The sequence below is a fragment of the Paenalicyclobacillus cellulosilyticus genome (assembly GCF_014647315.1).
Classification (GTDB): domain Bacteria; phylum Bacillota; class Bacilli; order Alicyclobacillales; family Alicyclobacillaceae; genus Alicyclobacillus_J; species Alicyclobacillus_J cellulosilyticus.
The window spans coordinates 20,172-33,243 of record NZ_BMOY01000016.1; the positions used below are offsets into that span (position 1 = coordinate 20,172).

The window sequence follows — 13,072 nt, forward strand, 5'->3', positions numbered from 1 at the left end:
CATCGACGGCGGACACCTTCCCCCAATATAATTGGGGCGTGAGGTGCTTCCATGCATCAAGCCAAAGACATCATTCTACGCAAACTAGCTCAGAGCTGGTCCACCGGCGGATTGGCCGTGATGGGCCTGTCGGACGTCCGTCTCGCGGCTTCCTTACCAACTGATTTGCCGAACGTCGAATCACGAGAGGTGGATATGCTTTGGCGCACAGCCACAGGACAGTTGCTGCATTTGGAATTTCAGACATCTTATCGTCCAGACGACTTGCATCGTTTTATTGAATACGATGCAATGCTGTTCCGGCGCTATCGGGTACCCATTCGTACAGTGGTTATGTACACTTCCGTACGTTCAGTGTCTGACCGAATCAACGCCGGGAGCATCCAATACCAGGTGGAAAACGTTTATCTGGCGAAGATGGACGGCGATGACGCGCTGGATACGGCCATGCGGCACTTGCGCGCAGGCATGTGGACGCCCGAAGACCGAACACGTCTTGCGTTGACTCTGTGCATGAAACGCACCTGCAGAACCCGTGAAGAAGCTTTCCAAACCGTTGTATCATTGATAGAACAACTTCCAGGCGAGGAACGGGATTTCGTCAGCGCGGCCATACTTGGGCTAACGGGCCGCGCATTGACCCGTGATGAACGCCAACGGCTTGAAAAGGAGTTGATGCGCATGAGCAAGATGGCCGAAGAGATCTTCGAAATGGGTGAGCAAAAGGGTCTCCAACAAGGTCTCCAACAAGGTCTCCAACAAGGCCGGCTGGAGGTGGCCAAGAACCTGTTGAAGGAAGGGATGGCGCCTGACAAGGTGGCCGCGTTGACGAATCTTCCCATCGAGGAGATCCGCAAACTCCTGAATTGAGGATGGGTTCGCCGCGACGCCATCCGACAGCCCCTGCGATGTTCCCCGCAGTCTTTCGCGTACGGGCGGAGCGCGGACGGGAAGCTGCCTCCCGCTCCACGCCCGCTGCACATCCTTGTCACACATGTCCTTGCCATGCGCGTGGTCAGCCGATGGGTCTCCCGCTTCCAACTGTACCCGCAGCTCCCGCTACTACGGCAACCACACCACCTGTCCCGTTTCCGCGCTCTCCCAGGCCGCTTCCGTCAGGCGGGCCACGGCAAGACCGCACTCCGCAGGCGCGGCGGGCGCAGACACGCGGCCGAGGATGAGGTCGACAAAGTTGCGGTCGGGATCGCTCGAAGGCGGGAACTCCGTCTCCGGCACCGGCTGCGGATGGCGCTCGCCTTCGCGGGCGACGAAGAGCCGCCCGTTGCGGTAGAGCGCGGTGCCCTTCGTGCCGTGCACCGAGACGTCCTCCCACCACTCGATGCTGGCGCTGCCGACGATGTTGAACGTGGCGATGGCGCCGTTATCCAGCGTCACAGTGAGTGCAGAATCAATGTCCACTGGGGCCCCGCGGTGGTCGATGCGGGCCATCACGCTCTTCGGCGCGGCCCCGGTCATCCACAGCACCACGTCGAGCAGGTGGCTGCCGGAGTCGTTGAGCTGGCCGCCGCACGAGAGCGCCGGGTCCTGGCGCCAAGTGCCGGCGGTGCCTTTTTGCCACGCCTGGGCCTGGTACGCGGTGATGAACTGGATGTCGCCGAGTGCGCCCGATTGGATGAGGTGGCGCAGATACAGATACGGCCCCTGCACGTGGCGCTGGTAGGCCACCGCCAGGTGGCGGCCCAGTTGGCGCGCGCGCTCGATGATGGTGCGAGCGTTTTCACTCCCGGCCACGAACGGTTTCTCCATCAGAACGTGCAATCCGGCGTCCAGGCACATCATGCCCTGCTCGAAGTGCTGGCTGTGCGGCGTGACGATGACCGCCGCGTCCGCCTGGACCCGGGCCAGGGCGTCCGCCAGCGAAGCAAACGAAGGTACCTCTTTGAGTTGCGGGAATTGTTGCCGAACCGCTTCTATCGCGGCGGCTGACGGATCGACAAGGCCAACGATGACCGCTTCCGGGACCTGCACCAGGTTGCGGATGTGGGCGCGGCCCATGCCGCCGGCCCCGATGATCAGAAAACGGACCTGGTTCATGCTCGCTGCTCCTCTCTTTGGGCAACCTCCCACTGCCGATGATACGGAAGATTCGGCACAAAGAGAAGGGGTAACAACAAAAGAAAAGGCGTGAGGAGGAACGGCGGTTCACCCGGTCATGCGATGCAGTGCGGTGCCATGCGGCGCGGATGCGGGTTTCCTTCGTTGACAACACGCATAGGTTGCCGGATAATAAGCTCATCAACAGACATAAACAGAAAAGAACACACGTTGAGATGTTGGGGAAGTGGCGCGGGTGAAGCACGTGGTGGCGGTGGACGTCGGCGCGTCCAGCGGCAAGGCGTTCCTCGTGTCGTACGACGGATCGCGCATGACGGTGCAGGAAGTGCACCGGTTTCCCAATGAACCGGTATCGGTGTTTGGACGTTTATACTGGGACATCTACCGGATTTTTGGTGAGATTCGTTCGGGATTGTTGCGGGCGGGCGCACAGGTGAAGGAGCAAGGCGGCGAGCTCACGAGCGCCGGGATCGACACCTGGGCGGTGGACTTCGGCCTCCTCGATGTCCGCGGCTACCTGTTGGACCTGCCGCGCCACTACCGGGATGCGCGGACGCAGGCGGTGTTTCCGCGCGTGGTGGATGCGCTCGGCGGCGCGTACATCTTCGCGCGCACCGGAATTCAGCTCATGCCCATCAACACCATCTACCAACTGGTGGCGGCGCGGGAAGAGAATCCGGCCCTTTTGGAGGCGGCCGACCGGCTCCTCCTCATCCCGGACCTCCTCGACTACTTCCTCACCGGCGAGGTGGCGGCCGAGTTCACCAACGCCACGACGACGCAACTGCTCCATCCCGGCACGCGCGACTGGGACGAGGAGCTCCTGCAGGCCGCCGGCATCCCGCGCCGGCTGTTGCCGCCTGTGGCGCCGCCGGGGCAGGTCATCGGCCCGCCTGCCGCCGACCCGGAGCTGCGGGCGGACGGGATGTGCAGCCGGGTGTTGGTGGTACGGGTGGCGTCCCACGATACGGCGTCCGCTGTGGTGGCGGTGCCGGTGGCGGCCGAGCCGTACGCGTTCATCAGCAGCGGCACCTGGTCCCTGCTCGGGACGACGGTGGCCGCACCCGTCCTCAGCATGCGGGCGCAGCGGTTCAACTTCACGAACGAGGGCGGCGTCGGCAACTACCGGTTGCTGAAGAACATCATGGGCCTGTGGCTCCTGCAGGAAACGCAGCGGACGTTCGCGCAGGCGGGCCTGCCGCACGCGCTGGCCGAACTGTTGGCGCGGGCCGAGTCGGCGCCGCCGTTTGCGGCGTTGTTCGATCCGGACGACCCGCGCCTGCTCTTTCCGGGCGACATCCCGGCGCGCATCCGCGACCTGTGCCGGGCGGCCGGGGAGCCGCCGCCGGACGACCCCGGGGCGATGGTGCGGGCCATCCTCGAGAGCCTGGCGCTCAAGTACCGTCTGGTGCTCGCGCAACTGGAACAGATCCTCGGCCAGCGTGTCGCCGCTCTGCACATCGTGGGGGGCGGATCGCAAAACCGGCTGCTCTGTCAATGGACCGCCGATGCCACCGGACGTCCGGTGTACGCCGGGCCGGTGGAGGCGAGCGCCGTCGGCAACGCCCTCGTCCAGTTGGCGGCGCTGGGCGAGGTGCGCGGCAGCGCCGAGATGCGCGAACTCGTCCGCCGCTCCTTCCCGGTGGCGGTGTACTGGCCCACGTCCACCGCGGCGTGGGACGCGGCGTACGAGCGGTTCTGCCGGTTGACGGCGGGCAGCGCGGCAGTCCGGCCCGACGCACGTGACGCGGCGGGCAGCGACACAGCGAAAGGGGAATGACAACATGACGACGATGACCACAGAAGCCGCCTTGGCCGAACTCGTGGACCGGTCCCGGCGGCTCGGCGCGGACCGTTCGGTCTGCAACTGGGGCGGCGGGAACACGTCGGTGAAGACGGTGGAACACGACTTCCGCGGGCGGATGGTTGAGGTGCTCTGGGTGAAAGGCAGCGGATCGGATTTGGCGGAGGCGACGGAGAGGAGCTTCACCGCCCTGCGCATGGACGACATCCGGCCGCTCCTCGAACGGGACGACATGACGGACGAGGAGATGGTCGCCTACCTGGCGCATTGCATGCTCGACGCCCGCCATCCGCGCTCGTCCATCGAGACGCTCCTGCACGCGTTTCTTCCTTTCAAGCATGTCGATCACACCCATCCGGACAGCATCGTGGCGCTCTGCTGCACGCAAGGCGGCGAGCGGCTGGCGCGGGAGATCTTCGGCGACCGGATGGTCTGGGTGCCGTATCGCCGGCCGGGGTTCAGGCTGTCGAAGGAGATCGCGCTCGCCGTCGCGGCGAACCCGCAGTGCGAGCTCGTCCTGATGGAAAAGCACGGGCTCATCACCTGGGGCGAGACGTCGGAGGCGTGCTACCGGAACACCCTGCGCGTCATCCAAGAAGCGCGCGATTACATCGAGGCCAGGGTCAATCCGGCACGGCTGTTCGGCGGCCCGCGGCACAAGGCATTGCCGCAGGACGTGCGGCGGAAGGTGGCCGTCTCCATCCTGCCGGTCATCCGCGGCGTGGTCTCCGAGCAGCAGCGGGTCATCCTCACCTGGGACGACAGCGAGGACTTCTTGCAATTTGTGAACAGCCAGGCGGCCAAAGACCTCTCCCAGGTCGGCGCCGCCTGCCCGGACCACCTGGTGCACACGAAGCGGGTGCCGCTCTTCGTCGACTGGGACCCGGCATCGATGGACCTGGCGGACTTGGAGCGGAAGCTGCGCGACGGGCTGGCCGCGTACAAAGAAGCGTACATCCGCTACTTTGAGGAGAACCGCACCGGCGACGAACAGATGCACGATCCCTACCCGCGCATCATCCTCATCCCGGGGCTCGGGGTCATCGGCACCGGCAAGTCGAAAAAGATGGCGGACATTTGCGTCTCCCTGTACCACCGCGCGGTGGCGGTGATGCGCGGGGCGACGGCGCTCGGCGAGTTTGTTTCGCTCGATGCCAAAGAGTCGTTCGACGTCGAGTACTGGCCGCTCGAGCTGTACAAGCTCACGCTGGCGCCGCCCGAGCGCGAGCTGGCGCGCCAGGTGGCGTTCATCACCGGGGGCGCGGGGGGCATCGGATCGGCCATCGCGCGGCGGATGGCGGCCGAGAGCGCGCACGTGGTGATCGCGGACCTCGCGGTGCCGGCGGCGGAGAAGCTGGCGGGCGAGCTGAACGAGCGGCACGGGGAGGGCAGCGCGATCGCGGTGTCGGTCGACGTGACCGACGAGGCGGCGGTGGCGCGGGCGTACGAGGAGGCGGTGCTGTATTACGGCGGGGTGGATATCCTCGTCTCCAACGCGGGGCTGGCCGGGTCGGCACCGGTCACGGAGACGAGCCTCGCCGAGTGGAACCGCAACGTATCGGTGCTCGGTACGGGGTACTTCCTCGTCTCGCGCGAGGCGTTCCGCATTTTCCAGAAGCAGGGCATCGGTGGGAACATCATCTTCGTCACGTCGAAAAACGCGGTGTACGCCGGCAAGGACGCGGCGGCCTACAGCGCGGCGAAGGCGATGGAGGCGCACCTGGCGCGCTGCCTGGCGGTGGAAGGCGGACCCCTCGGCATCCGCGTCAACTCCGTCCTCCCCGACGCGGTGTTGCAGGGGTCGAACATCTGGAACTCGTCGTGGCGCGAGGAGCGCGCGCGGGCGTACGGCATCCGGGTGGATGAACTCGAAGCGTACTACCGGGACCGGACGCTGCTCAAGGTGAACGTGTTCCCGGACGACGTGGCGGAGGCGGTTTTGTTCTTGGCCAGCGCCCGCAGCGCCAAGACGACCGGCTGCATGATCACGGTGGACGGCGGGGTCCCGGCGGCGTTCACGCGGTAGGGCGACCGTGCGGACGCCGACGGGGCCGCGCGGTTCGCCTCGGTGGGCCTGCAACGGCCCGAGGGCCTGAGCGCGCTGCTGGGCGGCGGCCGTCGCGCAGACGCGGCCCAGCGACACGGATGGGGAGGAGGGAGCCGGTGTGATTGGCCATCGGAAGTGGCTCATCCCGGACGGGTACTTGCCGGAGCGGAGCACGGGGGAGCTTGTCAGCCATGAGGCGGTGTGCGTCCTCAACGTCCACGACGAGGACGCGGCCATCCGCCTCACATTCTATTTTGAAGACCGCGAACCCATGAGCGGCTTCGTGGTCCCTTGCGGTGCACGGCGCACCCGCCACATACGGCTGGATCAACTGCGAGACGACGCAGGCCGCGGGTTGCCGCGCGGCGTGCCGTACGCCATCGTGGTCGAGAGCGACGTACCGGTGGTGGTGCAGCACAGCCGCATGGATACGTCCCAGCCTGCCCTCGCCTTGTTCACCACCATGGCCTACCCGGCGGAGGCATGACGCCCGGGGCGAGGCGAGCACCTGAAAAGGAGATGAACCCACCATGACGACCGATCGCGCGTATGCGCTGTTTGAAGCCCGGCAGCGGGAACGGGGCATCGACCTGGAGCAGGTCATGCAGAAGCTCTCGGCGCTGCAGATTGAGACGCCCTCCTGGGGCTACGGGGACTCCGGCACGCGGTTCAAGGTGTTCCGCCAGGCGGGGGTGCCGCGCAATCCGTTCGAAAAGCTCGAAGACGCGGCGGTGGTGCACCGGCTGACCGGGATCTGCCCATCGGTGGCCATCCACATCCCCTGGGACAAGGTGGACGACTACGCCAAACTGAAAGCGCATGCGGAGGGGCTCGGGCTGCGCATCGGGGCGGTCAACCCGAACCTGTTCCAGGACGACGACTACAAGTTCGGCAGTGTCACGAACGTGGATGCGCGCATCCGCCGCAAGGCCGTCGACCACCTCCTCGAGTGCGCGGCCATCGCGAAAGAGGTCGGATCGAACGTGCTCAGCCTCTGGTTCGCGGACGGCACCAACTACCCGGGGCAGGGCGACTTCCGGCAGCGCCGGCGCTGGCTGCACGAGGCGCTCGCCGAGCTGTACCAGGCGCTGGGGCCGGACATGCGCATGCTCATCGAGTACAAGTTCTTCGAGCCCGCGTTCTACCACACCGATCTCGCCGACTGGGGCATGGCGTACACCGCCGCCATCAAGCTTGGCCCCAAGGCGCAGGTGCTGGTGGACACCGGCCACCACGCCCAGGGGACGAACGTGGAGCACATCGTCGCCGTCCTGCTCGATGAGGGCAAACTCGGCGGCTTCCACTTCAACAGCCGCAAGTACGCGGACGACGACCTGATCGTCGGCGCGCACAACCCGTACGAGCTGTTCCTCATCTTCTACCAAATCGTCGCGGCCATGGCCGCGGACGATCCCGCCGTGCGCGCATGCGCGGAGCACATCGCGTACATGATTGACCAGAGCCACTGCATCGAGCCGAAGATCCCGGCGATGATCCGCTCGGTACAGAACGTCCAGACGCAGTACGCGAAGGCGTTGCTCATCAATCTGGAGGAGGTGAAGGACTTCCAGCAGCGCAACGACGTCCTCGGCGCCGAGGAGGCGGTGCGGCGGGCGTTCGAAACGGACGTGACCCCGCTGCTCATCGCCTGGCGGGAGGCGCGCGGGTTGCCTGCCGATCCGATGCAGGCGTACAAGCAGAGCGGGTACGCGGAAAAGATCCTGGCGCGCGGGGTCGGCGGCGCCAGCTGGTGAGCCGCGCCGCCCCCGCTTCGCGGGCGCACGCCCCCGATGGCGCGCCCGGATGCGCGTGCGCCCGGCCGTCCGGCCCGCCCGGCGCCGCTTGTGGCTGCAAACGGAAGAAATTTATAATGGATCACAGACACTTGCGAACAAGACCATCGGCCTTGCGGACGAACGACACCACGCCATCGGACAGCCGGAGAGCCCGGCGGGGAGGAGCCATGAAGGTGTTGCCGGCAGAACGCCATCAAAAAATGGTCGAACTCATCAACCAGCGCGGCAGCATGCGCGTGTCGGAGCTGAGCCAGATCTTCGAGGTGACGGAGGAGACCATCCGGCGCGACCTCGACAAGCTGGAGGCGGAAGGCAAGATTCGGCGCAGCCACGGCGGTGCGGTCCGCATCTACGACGAGGCGCCGGAGATCTCCTATCTCGAGCGCGAAGGCACGCAGGTGCAGGAGAAGCGCAAGATCGCGAAGGAGGCGCAGAAGCTCGTCCAGCCGGGCGACCGCATCATCCTCGACGCGAGCAGCACCGCATGGTACCTGGCCACCATCCTGCCGGACGTGCCGCTGACGGTGCTCACCAACTCCGCCCGCGTCGCGATTGAGCTGGCGGGCCGCGAGCGGGTAGAGGTCATCCTCATCGGCGGCATCCTCCGGCCCCGGTCGCTGTCGTTCGTCGGCCCGATGGCGGAACGGTTCCTCGAATACTACCACGTGAACAAGGCGTTTTTGTCGTGCAAGGCGGTGCACCCGGAGCACGGCGTCACCGAAGGCAACGAATTGCAGGCATTGGTCAAGCGTAAAATGATCGAGATCGCGGACGAGGTGTACATCCTCGCGGATCACAGCAAGTTCGGCCTGCGCGACTTCACCCACCTGGTCGATCTCGCCCGGGTCACGGCGATCATCACGGACGATGCGGCGGACGCGGAGGTCTGCCGCGAGCTGAAAGCGCGCGGGGTGAAGGTGATCCAGGCGTCGGGGTGAACGCCCGCGATGAACGCCCCGCGGTGGGCAAGGTTTTGTGCACGGTGAGAGGAACGGGGGTGACAGGTGTGGAAGATCTTTTGAAGAAAGCGGTCGATGTCGGGTTCGGCGTCATCTCCGTGAGCCGGCGCGCCCTGGAATCGACGGTCAAGCAGTGGGTGGACGACGGGGTGTTGCCGGCCTCGGCGGCCAAGGAGTTCCTCAACCGGCTGGCCGAGCGGGGGGAAGAGGAGAAGCAGCATCTGCAGCGGGCGGTCCAGGAGCAGGTGCAAAAGGCGCTCGACCGCCTCGGCGTGCCGACGCGGGAAGAGTTGCAGCGCCTGGAAGCCCGCATCGCGCAACTGGAAGCGCGGCTCGGCCTCACCGCCGATGCGGCGCCAGGCCCGGAGGCTGGGCCAGGCCCAAAGGCGGAACCGGTCCCGGATGCCGGTGCACCGGAGGCGGGCAGGGCAGGCGCCGGTGCGGCTGCGACGGACGCGTCCGGCTGAGGCCGGAGAGAAAGGGTGCAGGCGATGTGGGCCAGACGGGTCCGCCACTTGCGGCGGTACCGGGAAATCGTGCAGGTCCTCGTGCGGAGCGGCTTTGGCTGGTTCATCGATCGCGTCGGCCTGCAAAGCCTCGTCACGTTGCCCAAGCGCATGCTTCATCGCGGCAGCCCGCCGCAGCCCGGCGGGCCGGGGCCGCGCCACACGTTTGAGCGGCTGCGCCAACTGGCAGAGCAACTCGGCCCCACGTTTGTGAAAATCGGCCAGGTGGCCAGCCTGCGGCCGGACCTCCTGCCGCTCGAACTCATCCAAGAACTTGAAAAGCTCCAGGATCAAGTCTCCCCCTTTCCGTTCCAAGACGTCGTGGCCATCCTCGAGCGGGAGCTCGGCCGGCCGATGGCCGAGGTGTTTCAATCATTCTCGGAACAGCCCATCGCGGCGGCGTCCATCGGTCAGGTGCACCAGGCGGTGTTGCACAGCGGTGAAACGGTGGCGGTGAAGGTGCAGCGGCCCGGGGTGGCGGCAAGCATCGCGCTTGACCTGGAGATCCTGCTCGACATCGCCCGCCGCGCCGAGCGCCACTTCGCCTGGGCGCGCCAGTATCAGTTGGCGGCCGCGGTCGAGGAACTGGCGACGGCGCTGCAGAACGAGCTCGACTACACCATCGAGGCCCGCAACGCGGAGCGCATCCGCGCCCAGTTCCGGCGCGACGAGACGGTGGTCATCCCGCGGGTGTTCTGGGAGTATACGACCAGCCAGGTCCTGGTGATGGAATACATGGCGGGGCCGAAGCTGACCGACAAGGCGGGGCTCGCGGAACTGGGGCTCGACCGGCGCCTGCTCGCCGAGCGGTTGACGCGGGCGGTGTTTCGCCAACTGCTCGTCCACGGCTTTTTTCACGCGGATCCCCACCCGGGAAACCTGGCGGCGCTCCCGGGCCATCGTATCCTGTTCCTCGACTTCGGGGTCGTCGGCCACCTGACGCCGGAGATGAAAGACCATCTGGCGGACCTCATCATCGGAATGATGCGCCGCAACAGCGCGCTCATCGTCCGCGGCCTGCTCAGGATGGGCGTGGTGCCGGACGACGTCCAGCTCACCCGCCTGCGCCGCGACATCGACCGCCTGCGCGAGAAGTACTACGATGTGCCGCTGCGCGACATCTCGCTTGGCGAGGCGGTGCGCGACTTGTTCTCCGTCGCCCATCGCCACCGCATCCAGATCCCGGCGGACCTGACGCTTGTCGGCAAGGCGCTGCTCGCGCTGGAAGGAGTTGTGCGCGATCTCGACCCCGGCTTCCGCATTCTCGACGTGGCGGAGCCGTTCGGCCGGCGGCTGCTGGAAGAGAAGGTCAACCCGCGGCGGGTGGCGCGCAAGGCGGCGAATCAAGCGGCCGATTGGATGGAGCTGTTGTTTCAGCTGCCGCGGCAGCTGCAGGCGCTCTCGCAGCAGCTCGGCCAAGGCCGGCTCCGGGTGCAGCTGCTCCTGCCCGAGCTGGAAGAGCTGATGGCGAAACTCGACCGCATCTCCAACCGCTTGTCGTTCAGCGTCATCCTGCTCGCGTTCAGCATCTTCATGTCCGGTCTGATGATCGCCTCCTCGGTGGCGCGGCCGGGCAGCCGCTTCCTCGCCTCACCGGTCACCAGCGCGGGCTTGGCCATCGCGGTGCTGATGATGCTCTGGCTGTTGTGGTCCATCTTCCGTTCCGGCCGCTTCTAGGCCGCGGATGCCGGGGAGGTTTCACATGGCGTGGGAATGGTCTGCCGCCGGGTCTGTCGTCGCGGCCGTGATCGCAAGCTACGTCCTGTTCATTCTGCCCACGCAATGGTTGAAGGTGGAGCGGGTCAAGCTCCCGTTGGGCTGGGGCATCAAGGTGCTGCACGTGAGCGACCTGCACGTGGAGAAAAACCGGATCCCACCGCAGCGTCTCGCCCGTCTGGTGGATGCGGAGCGGCCGGACTTCATCTGCCTGACGGGCGATTTCCTCGACTCGATGCGGGCCATCCGGCGGCTGGACCGGTATCTCTCCGCCCTGTGCCGGGGAGAGGCCAGGGTGTACGCCGTCCTGGGCAACCACGACGACAAGGCGGGTCAGCGGCGGGCATTGGCCGCCCACCTGGCGCGCCGCGGCATCCGGGTTCTTCTCAACGAGGCGGAGGATGCCGGGGTTTGTTGGGTGATTGGGATTGACGACTTCCGCACGCGGCGTGCGGACCCGGCGCGCGCGTTCGCCCGGGTGCCGCCGGGGGTGCGCCGTCTCCTCCTCACGCACGATCCGAACGTGCTTGCGCTGGTCCGCGAACCGTACGATCTCGCCCTCGCCGGCCACCTGCACGGCAAGCAGTTCAACCTGCCCGGATTGTTCTGGCTGCGCCCGATGGGACCGTTGCCGCGGCGCGGCATCTACCAAGGGCTGCACCGGCTGCCGGAAGGTTGGCTCTATATTTCGAAGGGTGTCGGCCAAGTGGGCCTCAACGCCCGCCTGTTCGTGCGCAGCGAAGTGAGCGTGGTGGAACTGTGACGCCGGTGCGTGCCGGCGGGCTGTACGGACGCACGTGCTTGTATCTCGTCGTGCCGGCGGCTTGCCGTACCTCGGCGTCCGTCTCGCGCGATCCAGCACGACCGAAGTACCGCTGGCTCGTCATTCCGCCCCATCAGGGTGCGGTGAGAAACGTGTACACGTCGGGCACCGACAAAAACGCGTACATCCGTGCGGCGGGGGCGCCGGCTCGGAAGCGGGCGAGGCACGGCACGCTGGTGATCCGCCAGGCGGCCGCCTCGGCCGCGAGGCCGTTGATGTCGCACGCGTAGACGGTCACCTCGCGGCCGGATGCCGCAAGCGCCGCCAAGGCAAGTTGCAGCATGCGGCGCGCCAACTGGCACGTGCCGCACAGCGGGGTGTGCAGGTACACCCACACGTCCGGGTTCCCCGCGAGGATGGATCTCAACTGCGCCGGGGTGACGTCTGTCAACACTTGGCTCCCTCCCACCCGCTGCTGTCCACCTGGATTCTACGGTATGATAACGGATGAACAGCGGTCGTTGCGAATCGGGTACCGGTTGCCTTCGCGGACCGCGGGCGGGGAGAGCGGAAGGTGGAGAACGGGAGGAGACGGGATGAGAGGGAACCGCCGGTCAGGCACTTCCTCCGGCTGGCTGCAGCGCGCGGGCGGTTGGTGGTCCGGGCTGTTGTTCTTGGCCGGTCTTGCCGGCATCGCCGCGTTTTTTTGGGCGGACCGGCACGGCGACCTGTCGCGCCTGGTGAGCTCCTGGGGCGTCTGGGGCGTGTTGCTCGCCATCTTGGCGATGGCGGTCGTCTGCATGGTACCGCTGCCCAGCGAGTTCTTGCTGATGCTCGACATGCGGGTGTACGGCGTCGCGCTCGGCGTACTGTACGCCTGGTTGGGTTCGCTGCTCGGCACGGCGGCCATCTTCCCCATTGCGCGCCACCTCGGGCGCCCGGTGTTGCAACGGTTCATTTCGGAGGAGCGGATGGAACAGGTCGAATCGTGGGTGCGCGACCGCGGGACGGCCGGGTTGCTGGTGGCGCGGCTCCTGCCCGTCCCGGGGTTCGCGGTGAACTATATCGCCGGCGTCATGCGTCCGGTGCGGTTGTGGCCGTACTTGTGGACGGCCGCCGTCACGATGATTCCGTACTACATCGGCACCGCCCTCGTGTATCTCGGCGTGGTGACCCGTTTGGCCGTGTGGATTGTGTTCGGGGCCATCGCGTTGGCGGCAGCGGCAGGGTTGAGTTTGTGGTTTCGGCGGCAGGTGGAAAAGCGGAGCGGGCCTCCGCCCGGAGGGCCTCGCGGCGGACCGCCGGGCAGGCGCGGGCCGGGAAGCGGTTGGAGAGGGGTGCCGCCGGGCGGAGGAACTTGATCATTCTCACCAGTCTAGTAAACTGTAGCCAAACGCAAACTTAT

12 protein-coding genes are annotated in these 13,072 nt (G+C 66.5%); 10 read left to right on the forward strand and 2 right to left on the reverse strand.

Annotated features, from left to right (window positions below; all coding sequences use genetic code 11):
• The first annotated feature begins 51 nt into the window (after positions 1-51).
• On the forward strand, positions 52-870 hold the full coding sequence (locus IEX97_RS06490; protein ID WP_188881867.1) for an RpnC/YadD family protein: 819 nt from the start codon (positions 52-54) through the stop codon (positions 868-870).
• 192 nt (positions 871-1,062) lie between these two features.
• On the opposite strand, the gene IEX97_RS06495 is transcribed toward IEX97_RS06490, so the two are convergent.
• Complete coding sequence (locus IEX97_RS06495; RefSeq protein ID WP_188881868.1) at positions 1,063-2,055, reverse strand: Gfo/Idh/MocA family protein; 993 nt, start codon at positions 2,053-2,055, stop codon at positions 1,063-1,065.
• A gap of 256 nt (positions 2,056-2,311) precedes the next feature.
• Between IEX97_RS06495 and IEX97_RS06500 the strand changes: the two genes are divergently transcribed.
• The 8 genes from IEX97_RS06500 to IEX97_RS06535 all read left to right on the forward strand — a co-directional run bounded on the left by IEX97_RS06500 (position 2,312) and on the right by IEX97_RS06535 (position 11,667).
• Positions 2,312-3,856, forward strand: a complete 1,545-nt coding sequence (locus tag IEX97_RS06500; protein ID WP_229776531.1) for a rhamnulokinase — start codon at positions 2,312-2,314, stop codon at positions 3,854-3,856.
• 4 nt (positions 3,857-3,860) lie between these two features.
• A complete protein-coding gene (locus IEX97_RS06505) occupies positions 3,861-5,906 on the forward strand; it encodes a bifunctional aldolase/short-chain dehydrogenase (RefSeq protein ID WP_188881870.1) in 2,046 nt (681 codons plus the stop codon).
• Between the two features lie 139 nt (positions 5,907-6,045).
• A complete protein-coding gene (locus IEX97_RS06510) occupies positions 6,046-6,414 on the forward strand; it encodes a sensory rhodopsin transducer (protein WP_188881871.1) in 369 nt (122 codons plus the stop codon).
• A 43-nt stretch (positions 6,415-6,457) separates the two neighbouring features.
• Positions 6,458-7,681 carry an L-rhamnose isomerase gene (rhaI, locus tag IEX97_RS06515; RefSeq protein ID WP_188881872.1) on the forward strand — a complete coding sequence of 408 codons (1,224 nt, stop codon included), beginning with the start codon at positions 6,458-6,460 and terminating at the stop codon, positions 7,679-7,681.
• Between the two features lie 215 nt (positions 7,682-7,896).
• Entirely contained in the window at positions 7,897-8,661 is a 765-nt protein-coding gene (locus IEX97_RS06520) for a DeoR/GlpR family DNA-binding transcription regulator (protein ID WP_188881899.1), read from the forward strand.
• Positions 8,662-8,720: 59 nt separating this feature from the next.
• Positions 8,721-9,149, forward strand: a complete 429-nt coding sequence (locus IEX97_RS06525) for a phasin family protein (RefSeq protein ID WP_188881873.1) — start codon at positions 8,721-8,723, stop codon at positions 9,147-9,149.
• 24 nt (positions 9,150-9,173) lie between these two features.
• Positions 9,174-10,865, forward strand: a complete 1,692-nt coding sequence (locus tag IEX97_RS06530) for an ABC1 kinase family protein (RefSeq protein WP_188881900.1) — start codon at positions 9,174-9,176, stop codon at positions 10,863-10,865.
• A gap of 25 nt (positions 10,866-10,890) precedes the next feature.
• Positions 10,891-11,667 carry a metallophosphoesterase gene (locus tag IEX97_RS06535; protein WP_188881874.1) on the forward strand — a complete coding sequence of 259 codons (777 nt, stop codon included), beginning with the start codon at positions 10,891-10,893 and terminating at the stop codon, positions 11,665-11,667.
• Between the two features lie 133 nt (positions 11,668-11,800).
• On the opposite strand, the gene IEX97_RS06540 is transcribed toward IEX97_RS06535, so the two are convergent.
• Entirely contained in the window at positions 11,801-12,121 is a 321-nt protein-coding gene (locus tag IEX97_RS06540; RefSeq protein WP_229776533.1) for a thioredoxin family protein, read from the reverse strand.
• Between the two features lie 142 nt (positions 12,122-12,263).
• On the opposite strand from IEX97_RS06540, the gene IEX97_RS06545 reads away from it, so the two are divergent.
• The gene (locus tag IEX97_RS06545; RefSeq protein ID WP_188881875.1) at positions 12,264-13,028 is read left to right on the forward strand and encodes a TVP38/TMEM64 family protein; all 765 of its coding nucleotides are present in this window, start codon (positions 12,264-12,266) and stop codon (positions 13,026-13,028) included.
• Positions 13,029-13,072 lie beyond the last annotated feature (44 nt).